General features: G+C 71.5%; 15 protein-coding genes. 7 read left to right on the plus strand and 8 right to left on the minus strand.

Annotated features, from left to right (window positions below):
- Positions 1 to 60: 60 nt before the first annotated feature.
- From ACX9TP_RS05565 to ACX9TP_RS05575, 3 genes are read left to right on the plus strand one after another with little or no spacing between them, the layout of a single operon-like run.
- On the plus strand, positions 61 to 546 hold the full coding sequence (locus ACX9TP_RS05565) for a GNAT family N-acetyltransferase (RefSeq protein ID WP_482978671.1): 486 nt from the start codon (positions 61 to 63) through the stop codon (positions 544 to 546).
- A gap of 45 nt (positions 547 to 591) precedes the next feature.
- Positions 592 to 1,131, plus strand: coding sequence for a hypothetical protein (locus ACX9TP_RS05570; RefSeq protein ID WP_482978672.1), 540 nt, complete (start codon positions 592 to 594; stop codon positions 1,129 to 1,131).
- A 25-nt stretch (positions 1,132 to 1,156) separates the two neighbouring features.
- On the plus strand, positions 1,157 to 1,744 hold the full coding sequence (locus ACX9TP_RS05575; protein WP_482978673.1) for a prolyl hydroxylase family protein: 588 nt from the start codon (positions 1,157 to 1,159) through the stop codon (positions 1,742 to 1,744).
- A gap of 144 nt (positions 1,745 to 1,888) precedes the next feature.
- On the opposite strand, the gene ACX9TP_RS05580 is transcribed toward ACX9TP_RS05575, so the two are convergent.
- Positions 1,889 to 3,154, minus strand: coding sequence for a phospholipase D-like domain-containing protein (locus ACX9TP_RS05580; protein ID WP_482978674.1), 1,266 nt, complete (start codon positions 3,152 to 3,154; stop codon positions 1,889 to 1,891).
- A 147-nt stretch (positions 3,155 to 3,301) separates the two neighbouring features.
- Here ACX9TP_RS05580 and ACX9TP_RS05585 point away from each other — a divergent pair, with 147 nt between their 5' ends.
- Complete coding sequence (locus ACX9TP_RS05585) at positions 3,302 to 4,693, plus strand: hypothetical protein (protein ID WP_482978675.1); 1,392 nt, start codon at positions 3,302 to 3,304, stop codon at positions 4,691 to 4,693.
- Between the two features lie 12 nt (positions 4,694 to 4,705).
- Here the strand turns inward: ACX9TP_RS05585 and ACX9TP_RS05590 are convergent, their stop codons facing one another.
- The 4 genes from ACX9TP_RS05590 to ACX9TP_RS05605 form a co-directional block, all read right to left on the minus strand.
- A complete protein-coding gene (locus tag ACX9TP_RS05590; RefSeq protein WP_482978676.1) occupies positions 4,706 to 5,581 on the minus strand; it encodes an alpha/beta fold hydrolase in 876 nt (291 codons plus the stop codon).
- Positions 5,578 to 6,189, minus strand: coding sequence for a TetR/AcrR family transcriptional regulator (locus tag ACX9TP_RS05595; protein WP_482978677.1), 612 nt, complete (start codon positions 6,187 to 6,189; stop codon positions 5,578 to 5,580). Before ACX9TP_RS05595 ends, ACX9TP_RS05590 begins: the two co-directional genes overlap by 4 nt.
- A 129-nt stretch (positions 6,190 to 6,318) precedes the next feature.
- Positions 6,319 to 7,092 (minus strand): glucose 1-dehydrogenase, encoded by a 774-nt coding sequence (locus ACX9TP_RS05600; protein WP_482978678.1) that lies wholly within the window; start codon positions 7,090 to 7,092, stop codon positions 6,319 to 6,321.
- A gap of 3 nt (positions 7,093 to 7,095) precedes the next feature.
- Positions 7,096 to 8,082 (minus strand): zinc-dependent alcohol dehydrogenase family protein, encoded by a 987-nt coding sequence (locus tag ACX9TP_RS05605; protein WP_482978679.1) that lies wholly within the window; start codon positions 8,080 to 8,082, stop codon positions 7,096 to 7,098.
- Positions 8,083 to 8,394: 312 nt separating this feature from the next.
- Between ACX9TP_RS05605 and ACX9TP_RS05610 the strand changes: the two genes are divergently transcribed.
- Entirely contained in the window at positions 8,395 to 9,444 is a 1,050-nt protein-coding gene (locus ACX9TP_RS05610) for a lysylphosphatidylglycerol synthase domain-containing protein (protein ID WP_482978680.1), read from the plus strand.
- Here the strand turns inward: ACX9TP_RS05610 and ACX9TP_RS05615 are convergent.
- Entirely contained in the window at positions 9,380 to 11,593 is a 2,214-nt protein-coding gene (locus ACX9TP_RS05615) for a molybdopterin oxidoreductase family protein (RefSeq protein WP_482978681.1), read from the minus strand. The genes ACX9TP_RS05610 and ACX9TP_RS05615 overlap by 65 nt on opposite strands.
- Positions 11,594 to 11,733: 140 nt before the next feature.
- On the opposite strand from ACX9TP_RS05615, the gene ACX9TP_RS05620 reads away from it, so the two are divergent.
- On the plus strand, positions 11,734 to 12,618 hold the full coding sequence (locus ACX9TP_RS05620; protein ID WP_482978682.1) for a hypothetical protein: 885 nt from the start codon (positions 11,734 to 11,736) through the stop codon (positions 12,616 to 12,618).
- A gap of 222 nt (positions 12,619 to 12,840) precedes the next feature.
- Positions 12,841 to 13,851, plus strand: coding sequence for a 3-oxoacyl-ACP synthase III family protein (locus ACX9TP_RS05625; RefSeq protein ID WP_482978683.1), 1,011 nt, complete (start codon positions 12,841 to 12,843; stop codon positions 13,849 to 13,851).
- Between the two features lie 141 nt (positions 13,852 to 13,992).
- On the opposite strand, the gene ACX9TP_RS05630 is transcribed toward ACX9TP_RS05625, so the two are convergent.
- Both ACX9TP_RS05630 and ACX9TP_RS05635 read right to left on the minus strand, forming a co-directional pair.
- Positions 13,993 to 16,086, minus strand: a complete 2,094-nt coding sequence (locus tag ACX9TP_RS05630; RefSeq protein ID WP_482978684.1) for a S8 family serine peptidase — start codon at positions 16,084 to 16,086, stop codon at positions 13,993 to 13,995.
- A 155-nt stretch (positions 16,087 to 16,241) separates the two neighbouring features.
- A complete protein-coding gene (locus ACX9TP_RS05635) occupies positions 16,242 to 19,451 on the minus strand; it encodes a hypothetical protein (RefSeq protein WP_482978685.1) in 3,210 nt (1,069 codons plus the stop codon).
- Positions 19,452 to 19,568: the final 117 nt, after the last annotated feature.

The following is a 19,568-nucleotide window of genomic DNA, read 5'->3' on the forward strand; positions in this document are numbered from 1 at the left end:
CCCTGGGCTTTCGACACGCGTCGAGGAAGCGAGCCTGCGCGAGCTGACTTGAGGAACGCCATGGACATCCGGACGGCCGAAGCGCGGGACTGGCCCCGCATCCATCCCTTCTTCTCCACCATCGTCGCGGCAGGGGAGACGTACGCCTATCCGGAGGGGCTCTCGCTGGAGGAGGCCCGCTCGCTGTGGATGGAGCACCCGCCAGGGTTGACGGTGGTCGCCGTCGAGGGCGATACGATTCTCGGCTCCGCGAAGATGGGGCCGAACCGGCCGGGCCGGGGCGCGCACATCGCGACGGCGAGCTTCATGGTCGACCCGGCGCACCACGGGCGCGGCGTGGGCCGAGCCCTGGGTGAGTACGTGCTCGGCTGGGCGCGGGCGGCGGGCTACCACGGCATCCAGTTCAACGCGGTGGTGGAGACGAACACGGCGGCCGTGCGGCTGTGGCAGTCGCTTGGCTTCCGAATCATCGGCACCGTCCCCGAGGCTTTTTCCCACCCGAGGCATGGCCTGGTGGGACTGCACGTGATGTTCCAGCGGCTGTGAGGCCGGGGTAATCTTCAGCGCACGTTGCTGGCGACGGAGACTCGTATGCGAAGAATCCCTGGACTGACGTGGTTGAGCACGGCGCTGCTCATGGGCTGCGGAGGGGCGGGCGGGGCCCTGGTGGAGGATGAGCCGCTGCTCAAGGCGGACTGCAACGTCACCGTCTCGGGCGCGGTGACGGGAACGCCCACGTGCGCGGACGCGTCGCTCACCTACAGGCAGACGACGGACGACTTCAGCCTCACCCTGGACATGGAGACGGGCTCCAGGCCCCTGGTGCAGGTCCGCCCGAGCGCGGATGGCCGTCCCTTCGTGGGGGACTTCGTCGGCCCCACCTCCCAGGTGGACTGCGCCGTGACGGTCCGCGACGGCGGCAAGGCCTGGTATCCGTACTACGAGGACCCGCGGGCGGGAGTATCCCTGCGCGGGAGCTGCACGCTGACCTTCACGAAGGTGGAGGACTACATCGACAGCGGCACCGTGGTGTCGTACCGCTTCCAGGGCACCATGCAGGCCCACCTGCTGCCCCTGGAGTCCACGGGCGCCACCGGCACCGTGGACGTGGTGGTGAACTTCACGCTGTGACGGGACAGAGCCGTCGGAGGTCCCCATGACGCCCCTCCTGCCGAATCCCGATGAGGAGCTCGACACGCGCAACCCGCTCCTCATCACCGTGGACCACCTGCTCAGCGCCGAGGAGTGCCACGCGCTGATTGAGCGCATCGAGAGAGAAGGACCGACGGCGGCCCCCATCACCACGTCGTCGGGCTTCGTGATGCGCCCCGACATTCGCAACAACACCCGGGTGATGTTCGACGACGTCGCGATGGCGACGATGTTGTTCGAGCGCATCGCGCCACACGTGCCGCGCCGGCTCGAGCGCGACTGGGAGGTGTGCGGGGCGAACGAGCGACTTCGCTGCTATCGCTATGACGCGGGCCAGTACTTCGCTCCGCACTTCGACGGGGCCTTCGTGCGCCACCGGGATGAGCGAAGCCTGCTGACCTTCATGGTCTACTTGAATGACTGCCGGAAGGGAGGCGCGACGAACTTCTTCGACCTCGAGCGCTCCGTGACGCCGAGCACGGGCACCGCCCTGCTCTTCAATCACCATCTGCTTCACGAAGGCGCGGAGGTCACCGAAGGCCGCAAATACGCGCTCCGCACCGACCTCATGTATCGGCGTGTTGGCGCGTGACGGAGGGCAGGGCGACGGAACGCACGTGGCGCCAGCACTCCTCCGGCGACCGCTCCGTGTGCGCGCGGGCCCTGAACAGCGGCAGCGCGGCGGTACCCACGGAGCGGCGCGGGAAAGGCATGGCGAGGAGCCCGGGCTGCCGCCTCAGCGGCAGGGGTAGTTGCTCCGCGTGCACGTGACGCCGCCGTTATAGGCGTCGTTGAAGTGCGTGTAATACGCGTCGTACATCGGGTGCACGGAGCCCGTCTCCGGAGCCATCTTCACGAAGATCTCCTCGTTCTCGCTGAGCGCGTCCTGGGACCAGTTCTGCGAGCCCGAGTAGACGCGGTACGCGTAGCTGGAGCCGTACTTGCCGTACACGAGGAAGAACTTGTCGTGCACCTTGTCGCGGCGGCGGATGGAAACGCCCGCGTCGAGCAGCTCGTTGTAGACGGACTGCGACATGTCGATGCCGTCCGTCGCGTTGCCGCTCACCACCATCCACACCGCGCAGCCGCCGGCCTTCATGCGCTTGATTTGCGCCAGCAGCTCAGGCCGCCCGGTGGTGACGAAGGACATGCCGATGCGCACCCGGCAGCTCGAGTCCGGCGTGACGTCATTCAGCCGCGTGACGATGGTGTCCGTCTGGCCCGGCGCCTCGGGCGAGGCATACGCGTCCGCCGGGTTCGCCAGGTAGTAGCCCCGGCCGCTCGCCGAGTCGTAGTAGTCGTTGTTGGCGTAGTGGCGCCGGTTCCACATGTCGGAGTGGTTGGCGTTGAGCCCGTCGTACAGCGTGACGGCGTCGTACACGGTGAGGGTGTTGTTGAACGCGTCCGTGCCGCTCGCGTACGTCAGGTTCGCCGAGCCGAACCAGGACACGTAGGGGCGCAGCACCCCGCTGGGGTCCCTGGTAGAGCTGAACGTGAACATCTTCGTGTGCATGTTGCCGGCGGCGCTCGTGCCGATGCAGCCGCCGCCCCCGCTCGAGTTGGTGCAGAAGCGGGTGTTGGCGACCTGCCGGATGGTGTTCACCGCCGGGTCCGTGGACGGCGCGTTCTTCCCGTCCAGCACCAGGTACACCGTGACGCCGCGCGTGTTCTGCGCCGCGAGCAGCGCATCCGCGACCCCGTCGATGCTCAGCGAGTGGATGGCGCCGCGGATGGTGCCGCCCGCCGGCACCTCGTTGATGAGCCGCTTCAGCTCGTCGGTGATGGTGTAGTCCCGGCCGCTGTACGCGGGCGGGTTGTTGAAGTGCGCCCACACCACCTTGCCACCCAGCGTCGCGGACGCGGACCGGATGCCGGCCTGGGCTGTACCCAGGTCCGCGTCACCGACGTCGGGCTCGGAAGGCGGCGGCTCGCAGCCGATGACGGCCGACGTGCACAGGACGGTGGCGAGGGCTCGCCGAAGCGAAGGGGACTTCCAGAACATGGTGCTCTCCCGGAGGTTCATCGCCGCCGTGCCACGGGATGAAGGTGTGGATTCCTTGTAAATCACTTGAAACGTGCCAATGCCAGCGGGGTGCCGCGCACCCGGGTGTACGATGTCGCCGCGTCATCGGACGCCCCCGGAGGTTCCATGCACCGCTTCATGTTCCTCGTCGCCTTCCTCGTGCTCGCGGGCGCGGCGCGTGCCGCGGATGACGCCGCGCTGTGGCAGGCCGCGTACACGCTGGACAAGCCGGGCAAGGGCGAGGCGGCGGAGGCCACGCTGCTGAAGGGCGGCGCCGCCGCGTACGACGTGCTGGTGAAGCTGGCGCGGGTGAGCGGCGAGGAGCGCGCGCTGGCGCTGGCCGCCGGCCCGCGGCCCTGCCCCATGTTCGCCATCCACATGATGAGCATGCACGCGCAGGCGGGGCAGTCCCGGCTGCCGGAGAAGACCTCGAAGCTGGCCCTCAAGCTGCTGGTGCAGTCCCCGGAGCTGCGCCAGCGCGCCCAGGCGTCGGCGGAGCCGTTCGACCGCGCCCTGGCGCTGCTGGCCGCGGACGGCGTACCCGACGCCCTGCCCGGCGCCGTGGAGCGGCTTTCCCAGGAGAAGGAGCCCTGGCTCGTGCTCTGGGCGGAGTCGTTCGTGCAGTGCACGGTGATGCGGCAGGCCGAGAAGGTGGCGTCGCTGGGTGAGCCGCTGAAGGCGCTGTCCGAGCGGGCCCGGATGCTGCGGGACGCGAAGACGTGCCAGGAGCCCGCACAGCTCGAGCCGCGGTGGGTGGAGATGCTGGCGGCGGGCACGGCGACCACGAATGGCTGGTCCCGCTCCAACGACGAGCTGCGCGTGCCGGTGCGTGCCGGGCCGGGCGAGTCGCTGGAGGTGGCTCCGGGCTGCGCGGTGGCGCTGTACGAAGCGGTGGCCGAGCGCGGCCGGTACGTGCCGGAGCTGCTGATGCCGGTGGCCACCGAGCAGTGGATTGCCGTGGGCAGCCGGCAGGCGGCCGGGGCGCGCGCGGCGAAGGACCTGGAGCGCTACCCCGAGGACCAGCGCAACCGGCTGGCGGCGAGGCTCGTCAACGCGGGCTTCACCGTCCCGGTGAAGGTGACCTTCAAGGTGGAGCACGCCTTCGTCCAGGAGGAGGAGCTGGAGGCAGCGGCGCGGCAGGGCCACCCGCAGGCGAAGGCGGCCATCCTCGAGTCCGTGTTCTGCCGGGACACCGCTGGCGGCGCGGGCCTGCAGTTGCTCGGCTTCGTGAAGGGGCGGGAAGCGGCGGACACGGCGTACCAGCTCGCGCGCAAGTGCCCGCGCGCCCGCGCGGATGCCACGGCGGCGTTGCTGCGGCTGAAGGACCGGCGGGCCGTGGAGCTGCTCGGGCCGGCGCTGGAGAGCCCGGCCCACGACCGGGAGGCGCTCCAGCAGGCGCTGATGGAGTCGCTCACCCCGCAGGTGGCCGCGCGGCTGCGCGCGCTGGTGGAGAAGAAGACCCCCGGCGCGGAGGAGATGGTGCGCCTCTTGAGGGCCGCCCAGGTGATGAAGGACTAGCGGGCCTGCGCGTCAGCTCGCGAGCAGGAAGCCGCTGATGCGCTCCGACAGCCAGCGCCGGAAGGCGTCCGTCGTCGGCGGGCAGTGGAGGCAGTCCTTGATGAGCTCCTGGTCGACCAGGGTGGGAAACAGCTGGGGCGCGCGGGCGAGCAGCTTCTGGCCCGGGAAGCTCACGTCCAGGTCCGCGCCCAGCACCAGCGTGGGCGCCTTCAGCCGGGAGAGCTCCTCCGGCTTCGCGAGCGCCGGCACCCGCATGTCCATGTTGAAGGAGCGGAAGGCGTCGCCCAGGTAGGGCATCCAGTCGTCATCCCGGGTGGTGAGCAGGTGCCGGGTGAACGCCTCCAGGCGCCGCTCCGAGGGGAACATGCGGTAGAGCATCACCGGCAGGCCCACCTTGGTGAGCCCGTCCCAATGCGAGCCATTCACCACGCCCGCGGGGACGAGGAGGGCGAGCCGCTCGATGCGCTCGGGCGCGGACGCCGCGAGTCGGATGGCCACGAAGCCACCCCAGCTCACGCCCACCACGTGCGTGCGCTGGAGTGACAGTCCGTCGAGCACGTCCGTCAGCCACGCGCCGTACTCGTTGTTGGACACCGAGGGCCGCGCGTCCGCGCTCTTCACCGACTGCCCGACGATGTCCACCGCGTGGACGCGGAAGCGCTCCATGAGCGGCGCCAGCTCGTGGAGCACGTGCGCGGAGCTGGCGAGCGCCCCGTGGAGCACCACCACGTTGGGGCCGGCCTCCGGCCCGCCGACGAGCACGTGGGTGTCGCCGAAGCGCGTCGGCACCGTGCGGCTCTCGGTGGGCACCTTCAGGCGGTTGCGGAAATGCTCGTACCACTTCAGGAGCACGCCCCTGGCCTGCTCGCCTCGGAACACGGACTTCATCGGGCCTTCCTCCGGGAGGGCTTCTTCGTGGGACGGAGGCCCTCCAGGTGCTGGAGGACCAGGTGCTCCACCATCGCCACGGGAGCGACGGGCGCGCCCTGCACCCAGGCGATGAGGGCGAAGTAGAAGAAGGAGAGGTACGCGGCGGCGAACAGCGCGCCGTCCACGTCGGCGCGCAGCTCGCCCCGGGCGGCCGCCTCGGTGGCCAGCTTCGCGAGCGCGCCGTGCACCATGCCCGCCTGCGCGGTGAACCTCCCGGCCCAGGGCGCGTCCGCGAAGAGCGACTCCTTGAGCAGGGTGCGCGAGAGCTTCGGCCGCCGCTGGTAGTAGGCGAATACGGCGCGCGTCAACGCGGAGAGCTGGGACTCCAGCGGCCCCGGGCCGAGCCCGGAGAGCGCGCGCCGCAGCGTCTCGTCCAGGTCATCGAACAGCGCCGCGTGGAGCAACTCCCGCTTGTCGCCGTGGTGGTGGATGACCGTCCCCGCGGACACGCCCGCCCGCGCCGCGATGGCGCGCAGGTTGGCCGCCTCGAAGCCGACGCGCTCGAACTCCTCCCGCGCCGCCTCCAGCACCGCCTTGGCGGTGGCTTCCTTCTGCGTCGCCCGCACGCCGGGCTGTTTCCTGTGTTCGTTGGACACGTTCAATGAACGTGTTTAATGAAACGGCGCGAGGATGTCCAGCCGGCGTCGGGAAGGGGAGGGCGGCGGCGTCCAGGGGCGCCGCCGCTCCAGACGGCGTCACTGCGCGGTGGCGCCTCCGTCGAGGACGAACTCCGAGCCCGTCATCAGCTTCGACTCGTCCGAGGCGAGGTAGACGACGGCGTAGGCGAAGTCGTCCGGCTCGCCCAGGTGGCCCAGGGGGATGGTGCGCGCCATGTTGGCGCGGGCCTTGGCCGCGTCACCGCTGCTCTTCGCCAGCGCGTCCACCATGTCCGTCTCGATGAACGTGGGGTGGATGGAGTTGCAGCGGATGCCGTAGCCCTTGTGCGCGCAGTGCATGGCCACCGACTTGCTCAGCATGCGCACCGCGCCCTTGGCCGAGCCATACGCGATGAGGGTGGGCACGCCCAACAGGCCCGCCACCGAGGACACGTTGATGATGGAGCCCTTCGCCCCGCACTGACGCATGGCCTTGATGGCGTGCTTGCAGCCCAGGAACACGCCGTCCAGGTTGACGGAGTGGACGATGCGCCACTCCTCCAGGGAGATGGACTCGATGTCCTTGGGGATGCCCATGCCGGCGTTGTTGACCAGCACGTCCAGCCGGCCGAAGTGCGCCAGCGTGCGCTCCATGGCGCTCGTCCAGTCCGCTTCCTTCGTGACGTCCAGCGGGAGGAAGAGGCCCACGCCCTCGCCCAGGGACGCGACGAGCGCGAGCCCGTCCTGCTCGCGCTCCTTGCGGTCCGTCACCACCACCTTCGCGCCCTCGCGCGCCAGCATCCGCGCCGCCGCGCTGCCCAGCCCGCCCGCGGCGCCCGTCACCAGTGCCACCTTTCCTTCGACTCGCTTCATGACTCAGACCTTTCCGTTGGGGGTGAGCAACACCTTGCCGCCGCGGCCGCCCTCCATGGCCCTCGCCAGCGCGTCCTTGATGTCGTCCAGCGTGAAGGTGCCCTCCACCGCCGTCTTCAGGGTGCCGTTGGCCACCAGCCCCGCCAGCCGGGTGAAGAGGGCGCGCTGCTCGTCGCGCGGGGTGCGCTTCATCCACAGCACCAGCCAGAAGCCGCGCAGGGTGATGTCCTTGAAGATGGTGGCCGCCGCGGACAGCTTCGGCCCCTTGCCGCTCATGACGCCGTAGTTCACCACCGTGCCGCCCGTGGCGAGCGAGTCGCCCAGGTGCATCGTGGCGTCGCCGCCCACGCCGTCGAGGGCCAGCCGCACCTTCGCGCCGCCCGTCACCTCGCGCACGCGCTCGGGCAGGTTGTCGGAGTCCACCAGCACGGCGTCCGCGCCCAGCGCCGTGAGCTCCGCCGCCAGCTCCTCGCGGCGCACCACGTTCACCGTCTTGTACCCGGCCAGCTTCGCCAGGGAGATGACGTAGCGCCCCACCGCCGAGTTGGCGGCGTTCTGCAGCACCCAGTCCCCGGGCTGCAGGGTGACGAAGTGCCGCAGCATGATGTCCGCGGTGGGCGGGTTGACGAACATCATCGACGCCTGCAGCACGTCGGTGCCCGGGGGCACGGGCGTCAGCGCCTCCGCGGGCGCGGTGAGGTGGGTGCGCCAGGTGCCCGCGCCCAGGGGAAGGAACACGACGTCCCCCACGCGCACGGCGGTGGAGTCCTTTACCTCCACCACCCGGCCCACGCCCTCGTTGCCGGGGGTGGCGGGCAGCTTGGGGAGCTGGCCGTACTGGCCGGTGAGGGTGAGCAGGTCGGAGGGGTTGATGGGGGTGGCCAGCACCTCCAGCCGCGCCTCGCCGGGCTTCAGCGCCGCGTCCGGCTCCTCCACCACCTCCGCCACCTTCAGGGGATGACCGAAGGTCGAGAACCGCACTGCTTTCATGCGTTGCTCCGTAGTCCGAGGGGGAAAACCGGGCCCACCCTAGCGGCCTTGCGAGCGGGAGCCGAGCGTGCAGGCGGGCGATGTCCGCCGGTGGGCCTCGCTCTCCGGGGCCGTGTGTGGAGTCCCTGGCCCGCGAGGGCCGTGTGGGAAGAGGTCCGCCAGGGCCATGTGGGACAGGCCCGGGTGTCCACCCTCGAACGGGCAGGGCAGGCAGCGGACGCCTTCGAACAGTCCGCCCTCCCCGGCGGCGATCACGCTGCCCACCTTCATTTCTGGCCCAACGGTGGGTGGGACGGCGAAGAGGGGGCGAGGGTGAGCGACGCGCAGGGGGAGATGTCCCTGGGCCAGCCGATGAGTGCCGCGATGCCGGTGCCCGCGCTGCCCGGGACCTGGCGCCGGCGGATGACGGGATTCCTACGTCCCCTCTTCGCGCTGGCCGGGCTGGGGATGCTGGCGCTGCTGGTGCGCAAGGCGGGCCCCCGTGAGCTGGCCGCGGTGCTGTCGGACGCCGCGGCCTGGCTGCCCTGCGTGGTGCTGCTGGAGCTGGGCCGCCAGTGCATGGACGCGCTGGCGACGCGCTTCTCGTACGGGGCGGCCGCCGAGAAGGTCCCCCTCTCCGTGCTGGCGCGTGCGCAGCTCATCGGCACGGCGGTGTCCAGCATGGCCCCCGCGGGCCGCGCGGCGGCGGAGGCCACCAAGGCGGCCCTCCTCGCGCCCCACATGGGCGGCGCCAGCGCCACCGCGGCGGCGGCCACCTCGCAGTCCGCGTCCCTGGCGGCGGGCGGCTTCATCTCCTTCCCGTGCGCCGTGGCGTCGTACCTCTTGACGGGCTTCTCGATTTTCACGGTGGCCATGCTGGTGCACGGCGTGGTGCTGGTGCTGCTGTCGGCGGGCGTGCGCGCGTGCATGCGCGCGAAGCGGCCCGGGGCGTGGATGGCGCGGCGCTTCCACCGGTGGGCCTCGCACGCGGAGCAGTTCCAGGCCTCCGCGCGGTGCGGCGCGCTGCTGCCCTGCCGTCCCACGCTGGCCTTCCTGGGCAGCCGGGTGCTCCAGGTGTGCCAGTACGCGGTGCTGACGCACGCGGTGGGCATCGACACCTCGGTGGTGCAGGCCCTGTTCTCCCAGGGCCTCTACCTGTGCGCGCTGGCGGTGGGCTCGCTGGTGCCGGGGCAGGTGGGGGTGAGCGACGGTGCCTTCGCGCTCGCGGCGGGCGTGCTGGACACCACGGCCGCGCGCGCCATGTCGGTGGCGCTGCTCGGGCACGTGGTGCAGCTGCTCTTCGTCGCCGCGGGCGCGCTCACGCCGCTGGTGTGGCGAGCGCGGGCGACCCGGTCCGCTTCACCCGCACCGGCGTGCCGCTGAAGGCGGCGTTGCCGCTGAGCGCGTCCAGCGCCCGGTCATCCGTGAGGTCGTTGATGCTGGCGCCCGCGCTTCCCGTGGCGACCTTGAGCCGCGTGCCCTGGCGCCCGTGCCCGTAGCCGTGCGGCAGGCTCACCACGCCGGGCATCACGTCGTCCGTCACCGCGACGGGCACCGTCACCTCGCCCACGCGGGAGGTGATGGTGACGTCCTCGCCGTCGGTGAGGCCCAGCCGCGTCGCGTCCTCCGGGTGCACCATCAGCGTGCAGCGCGGCTTGCCCTTCACCAGCCCGGGCACGTTGTGCAGCCAGGAGTTGTTGTCGCGCAGGTGGCGCCGGCCGATGAGGAGCAGCTCTCCGCTGTGCACTTCCGGCGTCGCGGCGTCGAGGAAGCGCTCGCGCAGCCGCTTCACGTCCGCCACCAGCAGCTCCGGGGCCAGGTGGATGCGGTGGTCCTTCGTCTGGAGGCGGTGGGGGAGGCAGGGCTCGAGCGGGCCCAGGTCCACACCGTGCGGCGCCTCGCGCAGCTTCGCCAGGGACAGGCCCTGCTTCAGCGGGTGGAAGCGGGCGCCGTGGGGGCCCAGCCGCAGGCCCAGGTCCAAGAGCCGCTCCGGGCCCAGGCGGGACAGCGCCTGGTGCTTCAGCGTGGCGCGCAGCGACTTGCGGCCCTTGCGCAGCACCTCCAGCCGGTGCTGGAGCGCGAGGAGAATCTGCCAGTCGTGGCGCGCGTCGGGCCCGGGCTCGAAGAGGGCGGGCGAGTACTTCGCCGTGTTGCGCACCGCGAGCACGTGGAAGGCGATGTCGTAGTGGCTGCGCTCCAGCGGCGACACGGGCGGGAGGATGAGGTGCGCGTGGCGCGTCGTCTCGTTGAGGTACGGGTCGATGCTCACCATGAAGTCCAGCCCGGCCAGCGCGCGGTCCAGCTGCGCGCCGTTGGGGGTGGACAGCACGGGGTTGCCCGCGAGCGTGACGAGCGCGCGGATGCGGCCCTCGCCCGGGGTGAGGATTTCCTCCGCGAGCGCGGCGACGGGCAGCTCGCCGCCGAACTCGGGCAGCCCGCGCACGCGGCTCTTCCAGCGGCCGATGCTGCCGCGCCCCAGGCCCAGCGCCTTGGGGCCGCCGACGATGTCGAAGGCGGGCAGGGTGAACATGGCGCCGCCCTCGCGGTCCAGGTTGCCCGTCACCGTGTTGAGGACGTTGATGAGCCACTGGCACAGCGAGCCGAACGGCTGCGTGGACAGGCCCATGCGGCCGTAGCAGACGGCGCCTTCCGCGGCGAGGAAGTCCCGGGCGATTCCGCGCACCCTGTCCGCCGACACGCCGGTGTGCGGGGCCACGCGCTCGGGCGTGAAGTCACGGGCCAGCTCGCGCACGGCGTCCAGGCCGTCCACGTGCGCGGCGAGGTGCCCGGGGTGCGGCGCGTTCTCCACGACGGCCACGTGCAGCAGGGCGAGCAGCAGGAGCGCGTCGGTGCCGGGGCGGATGAAGACGTGTGCGTCGGCGATGCGGGCTGTTTCAGTGCGGCGCGGGTCGACGACGACGACGCGACCGCCGCGCTGCTGAATCGCGCGCAGGCGGGTGCGCACGTCCGGGGCCGTCATCAGGCTGCCGTTGGAGGCCAGCGGGTTGGCGCCCATCACCAGCATGTACCGGGTGCGGTCGATGTCGGGGATGGGCACCAGGAGCTGGTGGCCGAACATGAGGTACGCGACGAGCTGGTGCGGGAGCTGATCCACCGACGTGGCGGAGAAGCGGTTGCGCGAGCGGAGCGTGCGCAGCAGCTCGGGCGCGAACATGATGCTGCCCAGGTTGTGGACGTTGGGGTTGCCCAGGTACGCGCCCACCGCGTCGCGGCCGTGCTCCTTCTGGATGGCGTGGAGGCGGCGGGCCACCTCGTCCAGCGCGTCCTCCCAGGACACCTGCTCCCAGCCGCTCGCGGTGCGGCGCATGGGGTGGCGCAGCCGGTCCGGGTCCTCGTGCAGGTCCTGGAGGGCCAGCGCCTTGGGGCAGATGTGGCCGCGGCTGAACGGGTCCTCCTCGTCGCCGCGGATGGAGGTGATGCGCTCCCCCTCCAGCTCGATGCGCAGGCCGCACATGGCCTCGCAGAGATTGCAGGTACGGAAGTGGACCCGGGACGCGGCGGAGGCGCTCATGCGCGGGACTCTACAACGCCCCGCGCCACTGCTCGATTTCACCCTGGCGGGTCGCGGTGGTGTACCGCCTGGCGAAACTGGAATCCCCAGCCCCACGCCACGGACCCGTGGAAGGATGGCCTCCAAAGGGAGAGCCTGACATGCACCGCGTCTCGTCATTCATCGTCGCCGTGGGACTGCTGCTCGCGCCGTCCGTGGTCGGAGCCCAGGCCGAGGGCGCGCGGAAGGAACAGTCCCTCCAGCTGAAGAAGCGGCAGTCCGCGGTCGGTGACGTGGACACGGTGGACATGCAGGTGATGCTGCGGCTGGCCTTCGAGCTGGGCGGGCCGGAGCTGGACCCCCAGCCGATGAACGTGTCGAGCACGGCGTCCAGCCGCTTCACCATGACGGTGCTCGCCGCGCGCAAGGGCATCGTGGACCGGGTGAAGGTGGCCTACGGGGACACGTTCGACGAGACGGAGGAGGGCGGCAGGAAGGAGCGGAAGCCCAGCCCGGTCAGCGGCAGGACGTACGTCGCCGGGAAGACCAAGGGGCGTCTGGTGGTGACGGACGAGGCGGGCAAGCCGGTGTCCAGGGAGGAGCTGGCCGCCGTGAAGGAGAACCTCCCGGACCTGGGCAAGCCGGACCCGCTGGAGGCGGCGCTTCCCGACAAGCCCATCCGCGTGGGGGACAGCCTGGACCGCTTCGCCAGGGTCCTCACCGAGGAAGTCCTCCAGACCGAAGACCCGGCCACGCGCTTCCGTGGGACGCGCGTCCGGCTCGCCGAAATCACCCAGGACGCGAAGGGCCCCGTGGGCATCTTCAGTGTGTCGACGACGATGACCCTCGAGCAGGCGGACTCGCCCGTGGTCATGACGGTTCCGCTGGAGGGGAAGCTGTCCGTGCTGGCGGAAGGGGCCCGCGTGCTCGAGTTCTCCCTCACCGGCCCCGCGCAGATGGCGGTGACGGAGACGCTGCGCAAGCAGGGCATGACGGTGCAGGGGGAGGGCGAGATGAAGATGCACCTGACGTCCTCGGTGCCCTAGGCACGGGGGCATCCGTCTGCCTTTCCGGCCAGGCCGTGCCCGCCCTCCCGGGTGGCGTGCGGCGGAGGACCGTCACGGCCTGACGGGGAATGACGTGTTGCGTTGTCGTGACGGTGCCGCGCCGCGGTGTCCTGCTCGCATGGCCGACTGCCCCCCGTCGCGGCAGGGCCGTGACATGAGGCTGACAAAGAATTGTCAGTGTGGGTGGTTAGAGGGTTTCACATGTACCTGCACTCGCTCGGTCACTTCCACCCGCCCAACCTCCTGACGAATGCCTTCTTCGAGGAGCTCGGCCTCGAGACGAACGACGCGTGGATTCTGGAGCGGGTGGGAATCCGGACGCGGCACACGGTGCTGCCGCTGGACTACCTGCGCGAGACGCGCAACCGCGACGTGCGCGCGGCGCAGGAGGCGGCCCTCTTCAGCAACGCGGAGACGGGGCGGCGGGCGGCGCTGATGGCGCTGGAGCGGGCGGGGCTGAAGCCGTCGGACATTGGCCTGGTGGTGGCGGGCGGGTGCAGCCCGGACGAGTGCATTCCAGCCGAGTCCAACCGCGTGGCGCAGCTCCTGGGCATCGACGCGCCGGCGGTGGACCTGCAGAGCGCGTGCTCCTCGTTCTGCATGCAGCTCCACTTCCTCACGGGCATGCGGCCGGAGCGTCTGCCGGACTACGTGCTGGTGGTGAACATGGACAACTCCACGCGCGTGGTGGACTACACGGACCGCTCCAGCGCGGTGCTGTGGGGTGACGGCGCGTCGGCGGCGATTCTGTCCCCGAGGATTCCGGGGCGCTGGCAGGTGACGGAGACGCTGCTCGCGGGAGACCCGGCGGGCGCGGACAAGGTGCGCGTGCCCCGCGTGGGCCACTTCACCCAGCAGGGCGGCGAGGTGCAGAAGTTCGCCATCCGCCGCACGGGGGAGACGTTCCAGGATTTGCGCGGGCGCTACCTGGCGAAGCACCCGGCGAAGGGGCAGGGGGACGTCACCTTCATCGGACACCAGGCGAACCTGCGCATGCTGGAGTCGGTGCAGCGCCGCTGCGAGGTGCCTGACGCGCGCCATAAGTACAACGTGCAGGCGCGAGGGAACACGGGCTCGGCCGGAGCGCCGGGCGTGCTCAGCGAGCACTGGGATGATGCGTCGCTGGGCGACGCAGTCGTCCTGAGCGTCGTGGGCAGCGGGCTCACCTGGGCGGGCGCGCTGCTGGAGCGCACGGCGGCCGCGAAGCCGTAGCGCGAGGTCCGCCTCCGTAGCGCTGCGCCGTCCCCGGGTGACGGAGGCCGAGCGGCGCTGCTGGAACCGCTGGGTGGGTGAGCCCCACGGAACGACAGGCCGGACCCCGAGCAACGGGGCCCGGCCTTTCTTCACACCGCGCTACGGCGTCGCGCTGCCCACCTCGAACGCCATGTCGTCCACATCCTCGCGGTAGTAGTCATCCGGGCACGCAACGTCGTACATGCCCTCCAAGCCGAAGTTCCCGATGATGGCGCGGATGGCCTGCACGCCGCCCTGGGGGAGCACGAACGTGGCGGAGTAGGTGTTGGGGCCGGGGCCCGCGGCGTAGTGGTCGCTCACGTACGTCCACACGGGGTTGTTCGCGTCGGCGGCGTGGAGGATCTCCACCCCGTCATCCCACCAGCCCCAGTAGAAGCCCTTCGGATAGGACTGGTTGAGGCTGTGGTTCCACGCGAACACGTCCACTCGCACCGTCTTGCCCGGCGCGAGCGGGCTGCCGTCGGTGGTGTAGACGCGGATGCGCTCGATGGACTCGTCCTCGTGGTAGTAGCCATTGGTGTCGCCCCCGCAGCTGCCGAACAGCGTGTTGGGCGAGTGGGGCTCGGTGCTGACGCCGCTCCCGGCGATGCGGGTGCCCGTGTCGCAGAGGGGGCCCACGCCCACGCAGGTGGGCACGCCGCGCACCGGGTCGAAGTTCGCGGAGCCCGGCGTGTTCACCGTGAAGGCTACCGGCGTGCTCCGGCCTCCGTTGAACGCGGCGTCATACGCGCGCGTCTCCAGCGTCACCGGGCCGTTGCCGTCGACGAGGGTGTCATAGGTGAACTCGAACGGCGCGGCGGTGTCGGCCTGCCGCAGGCTGCCGTTCACCCACAGCTCCGCCCGCTGCACGCCCACGTTGTCGCTGGTGATGGCGGGGATGTTCACCGTGCCCTGCAGCGTGCTGCCCGCGGCCGGGCCGCCCAGCTGCGCCTGGGGCGCGACGGTATCGCCCACGGCCGCCAGGAACGCGGTGTTGACGAGCCGGTTGGGCGAGCCGGTGCCCGCATTCGTCACCTTGCCGGTGATGGCGCCCGCCGTCAGCGCGCTCGCGACGGTGGCCGGCGAGGCGGTGGGGTTGGCCTGCAGGTAGCGAGCGGCCACGCCCGCGACGTGAGCCGCGGCCAGGGAGGTGCCGCTGCCGAAGTGGGTGACGGAGTCATCCCCGCCGCCCTGCGCGGTGGGCGTGTGCTCGCCCGGGGCGAAGAGGTCCACGCACGAGCCGAAGTTGGCGTTGGCCAGCCGTGCGTCGGCGCTGGTGGTGGCCGACACGGTGATGGCCTCCGGCGCGTGGGCGGGCGAGGTGGTGCATGCGTCGGCCGTGCCGTTGCCGGCCGCCACCGCGTAGACCACGCCCGCGCTGGAGGACTGGCGCACGGCGCGGTCCAGCGCATTGGAGGCCGCCGTGGTGAAGCTCATCGTGGCCACGGCGGGACGGATGCGGTTGGCCGTCACCCAGTCCACGCCGGCGATGACGTCCGAGGCGAGGCCTCCGCCATTGCAGTTCAGCACGCGCACCGAGTGCAGCGACACACCCTTGGCCACGCCGTACGTGCTGCCGCCCACGATGGCCGCCACCCTGGTGCCGTGGCCGTAGCAGTCACCGAAGTTGCCGTCGGAGACGATGTTGTAGTCGGACGTGGCCCGGCCCTGCAGCTCCTGGTGGGTGATGCGCAGGCCGGAGTCGATGACGTAGACGTGCACGCCCTTGCCAGTGGAGGTGTGGGTGTAGCTGCCGTCGAGCGGCAGGTTCGCCTGGTCGATGCGGTCCAGGCCCCACGGCGCATTCAGTTGCTGGCTCGCGGCCTCCACCACCGTGTCCTGCTCGACGGACTCCACGCGCGGGTCGGCGCGCAGCTGCTCCACCTTCGCGTCATCCAGCTCCGCCACGAAGCCGCGCAGCGCATTCCGGTAGACGTGCCCCACCTTCGCGCCGTGCCGCTTCGCGAGGTCCGCCGCTACCTCCGAGGCGTCCGCCCGCACGGCCTCCGCGTGCACGCCGTCCGACGGCGCATCCTTCAGGACGACGATGTACCGGTTCGGAATGACCTTCCGCTCTGGAGCGCCGGCCCGTGCCTCGCTCCGTGAAGCGCCCTGCCCCGTGCGCGCCGCATCCGGTGCCGTCGTGCCGCCACAGCCCGTCATGACCAGCGCCGTCAGGACCCCCGTCAGGGACTTCAACCCATGGTTCTTCACGCCTGCTCCTCTCGGTGAAAGGTGCTGCGCGAAGCACGATAGGCTCAGGTCTGACATCGCATGATAAACTGAGAAACAGGTCAGGTGAGACATCCGGGTCCGCGCGGACGCGTGGGTCCGCGCGGCCCGGAAGGCGCGCCAGGTGGCGCGGTGCCTCACTGCACCGAGAAGCTCACCGTGTTGCTGGTGGCCGTCTCCGTGCCCGACGTGGCCGTGGCCGTCACGCTGTGGGTGCCGCGCACGCGCGCCGTGTAGCTCCACGTGGCCTTGCCGTTGGAGGCCGTGGACACCGTGTGCACCTCGGTGAGGCCATCCGGCCGGCTGACGCTGAAGCGCACGCCGGCCTGCGCGGCGAGGGTGCCTCGCGTCACGGTGGTGGTGAGGGGCACCGCGCTGTTTCGCTTGTAGCTGGTGGCCGGCACGGACAGCGTGGCCTTGAGCGGCGGCGGGGTGACGTCCACCGTGAAGGTGCCCGTCGTCGTGCTCGCCCCCGGGTGTGAAGCAAGCGCGCTGAGCGTGGACCGGCCCGCCGCCGTCACCGGCGGAGTCACGGTGAGGCCCACCGTGCCGCTCGTCCCGGCAGCCAGCGTGAGGGCCGGCTGCGCGAAGCCGTACGTCCAGCCCGTGGGCACCGTGGCGCCCACCGTGAAGCTGCTCGCGGAGCACGCGCTGTTGTCGGTGTTCGTCACCTTCATGGTGAAGGTGAGAGGCTTGCCCGCCTCCACGGTGCCCGTGGCCGGCGTGAAGCTCACGGCGGGCGCATTGCGCCGGCACACCACGCGTGCTTCCAGCTCCGCGCCACCGACGAAGGTGGCGTCGCGCAGCACGCCCAGCTCGAAGTAGCGGCTGCCGCTGCCCGCATTGACGGGCGCCGTGACGGTCAGCGTGGCGGTCGCCGTACCTCCGGGCTCCACGGTGAGCGACGGCGCGGAGAGGACGGACGCCCAGGGGTCGGTGTCGGTCAAATCCAGCGTGAAGGTGGACGCACCGCACGACGCCGGGTCGTGGTTGGTGAGCGACAGCGTGTAGCTCGCCGAGCCGCCGGGCTCCACGTCCACCGTCGCGGGCAGCGCGGTGAACGCAGGCGCCGTGCGCACGCACGGGTTCACCGTCACCGTGGCGGTGGCGGTGGCGTCCACCGTGTAGCCGTCGCGGAGCACCTGCACGTCCACGTCATACGTGCCCTGCGCGTCCGCGGGCACCGCCTTGTACATGTTCAGCGCGAAGGAGCCGCCCGCCTCGATGTCGAAGCCGAACTGCTCATACTCGGTGGCCCAGCCCTGGGGCAGCGTGGACGCGGGCTCGAAGTACACCCAGCCGCAGGCGCGCGAGTCGCGGTTGATGAGGGTGACGCCGAAGGCGGCGGTGTCTCCGGCGGTGACGACCTGCGACTGCCGGTCGAAGCGCACCTCGAGGGGCGCCGGCTGGCACGGCGCAATCACGTCCAACGTGTCCTCGGCGGTGAGGCCCTCCCCGTCCCGCGAGACGGTGACGTCCACCGTGTACGTGGCGTACGGCGTGCCTTCCGGCACCTGCTTGGAGAAGGAGAGGAAGCGCTGCTTGCCGGGCGCCAGGAGGATGCTGGCGGGAAGCTCCGACGTGGGCCAGCCCGCGGGCAGCGAGGACTGGAAGGCGAAGGTGGAAGCGGGGCAGCCCACCGTGTCGTTGTTGGTGAGGGTGAGGCCGCTCTCCACCTGCCAGCCCGGCACGGCGTACTCGTACCAGGTGTCGAGCTCCACCGTCGGCGGCGCGCGCACGCACGGCACCGGCTCGTAGTGGACGCTCACGGTGACGCCCGCGGGCGTGGCGCCGTCCACCGTCAGCCGCAGGTTGGTGTACGGGTCCGTCCACGTGGCGCCGGGCAGGAGCGCCGGGTCCAGCCACGAGGGCGTCTCCGGGGTGAAGTCCAGCAGGTGCGTGTGGCTGCTGGTGTACGGGTCCTCGTAGTGGATGACGGCGCCGCCGAACACCTGCGAGGGCAGGGTGACGTCGTAGTCGCCCACGGGGCGGCGGGCCTCCAGCCACAGCCAGCCGTCGCCGTGGAAGCCGCGGCGCACCTTCAGCGCCTGCACGCCGCTGCCCAGCGGCGCGGACAGCGGGGACAGCGTGAAGGTGCCGTCGGTGCCGTCCACCGTGGCCACCGCGCCCGGCTCCAGCCAGCCGATGCGCACCTTGTGGGGCGCGGCGTACTGGCCCAGGTTCCAGCTGCCCATGGTGGAGAACAGGTCTCCGTACTCGGTGAGGCTGCCCGTGACGCCCACGGGGCCCAGCGCCTCCGCGCCGAAGTCGCGCGAGCTGGCGTGGTGCAGGGTGAGGTTGTGGCCCGCCTCGTGCGTCACCAGCTCCACGCCCTGGTCATTGGGGCTCATGTACTCGGCGCGCAGCCACGACGTGGAGGCGGTGATGGGGCCGTCCTGCGTTTGCTGCGTGCCGCACGCCAGCGTGCCCAGGCCGCCGTAGTAGCAGCTCGTGCCGTCCGCCTCCGGGTGGACGATGAAGACGCGGTCATACTGGCGGAAGTCCACGTCCGCGTCGGCGGCGGCGATGGCGGCGATGCGCATCTCGTGCGACTCGTCGCACGAGTACCCCCGGTCCAGCGTGTACCAGCCCACCACGTCGCCGCTGGCGGTGGTGCGACCCTGGGACGTCTCGCTCCAGAAGCGCGTCAGCGAGCGCTGCGTGCTGGAGAAGAACACCTCCCGCACCTGCTCCACGGTGAGTGCCTGCGGCTGCCCCGGGAAGGTGGCCAGGATGACGAGCGTGCGCTGGTCCCCCGTGGAGGTGCACGCCGACGTGGCGGAGAGCGCCGAGCGCACCGGCACCACCTGCGCATCCTCCGCCGCCAGCCGCGCCCCCAGCTTCAGGCCCGACACGCGCAGGCGCAGTCCGCTGTGCAGCGCCCCGGGCGCCGCGCGCGCGAAGCGCACCTGGAGCCGCTCACCCCCCACGCGCAGGAAGTGCTCCGTGCGCACCTCGGTCCGCGCGGGGCTGTCCGCGACGAGGACCTCCAGCTCGCCTTCGAAGGCGCCGCGCTCCTCCAGGTGCCGCGCGGCCGCGGGGTGCTTGCGCGCCAGGCTCGCGCGCACCGACTCCGGCAGGGCCAGCGCCAGGGCGGCGCCCGCGTCCACGTCCATCAGCGCGGCCAGGGCCTCGGCGCGCTCGCCCAGCAGGGGCGTGACGTCCGCCGCGCCCCGGCGCAGCCGGGCGTTGAGGCGGGACACCTGCTCCTTCAGCGGCGCCGCCTCGGTCCGCGCGGGGGCCCGGTCTTCCGTCTCCACGGGCGCCGGCGCGGACGGCGCGGGCTCCTCCTGCGTGACGCAGCCCACGGCCAGCGCCAGGGTGACTGCCAGTAACGTGCGAAGCATTCCCTCTCCCGGATGTGCGGGCGGCTCGTGGCACAGGGAGTGCGCCGCGGGGGCCGCCGCGCGCGCCTTGTGCACTGGGCTGCTGGATGTTTTCAACACCACTCCAGCACCCGGAGG

This window comes from Pyxidicoccus sp. M15 (genome assembly GCF_056858435.1).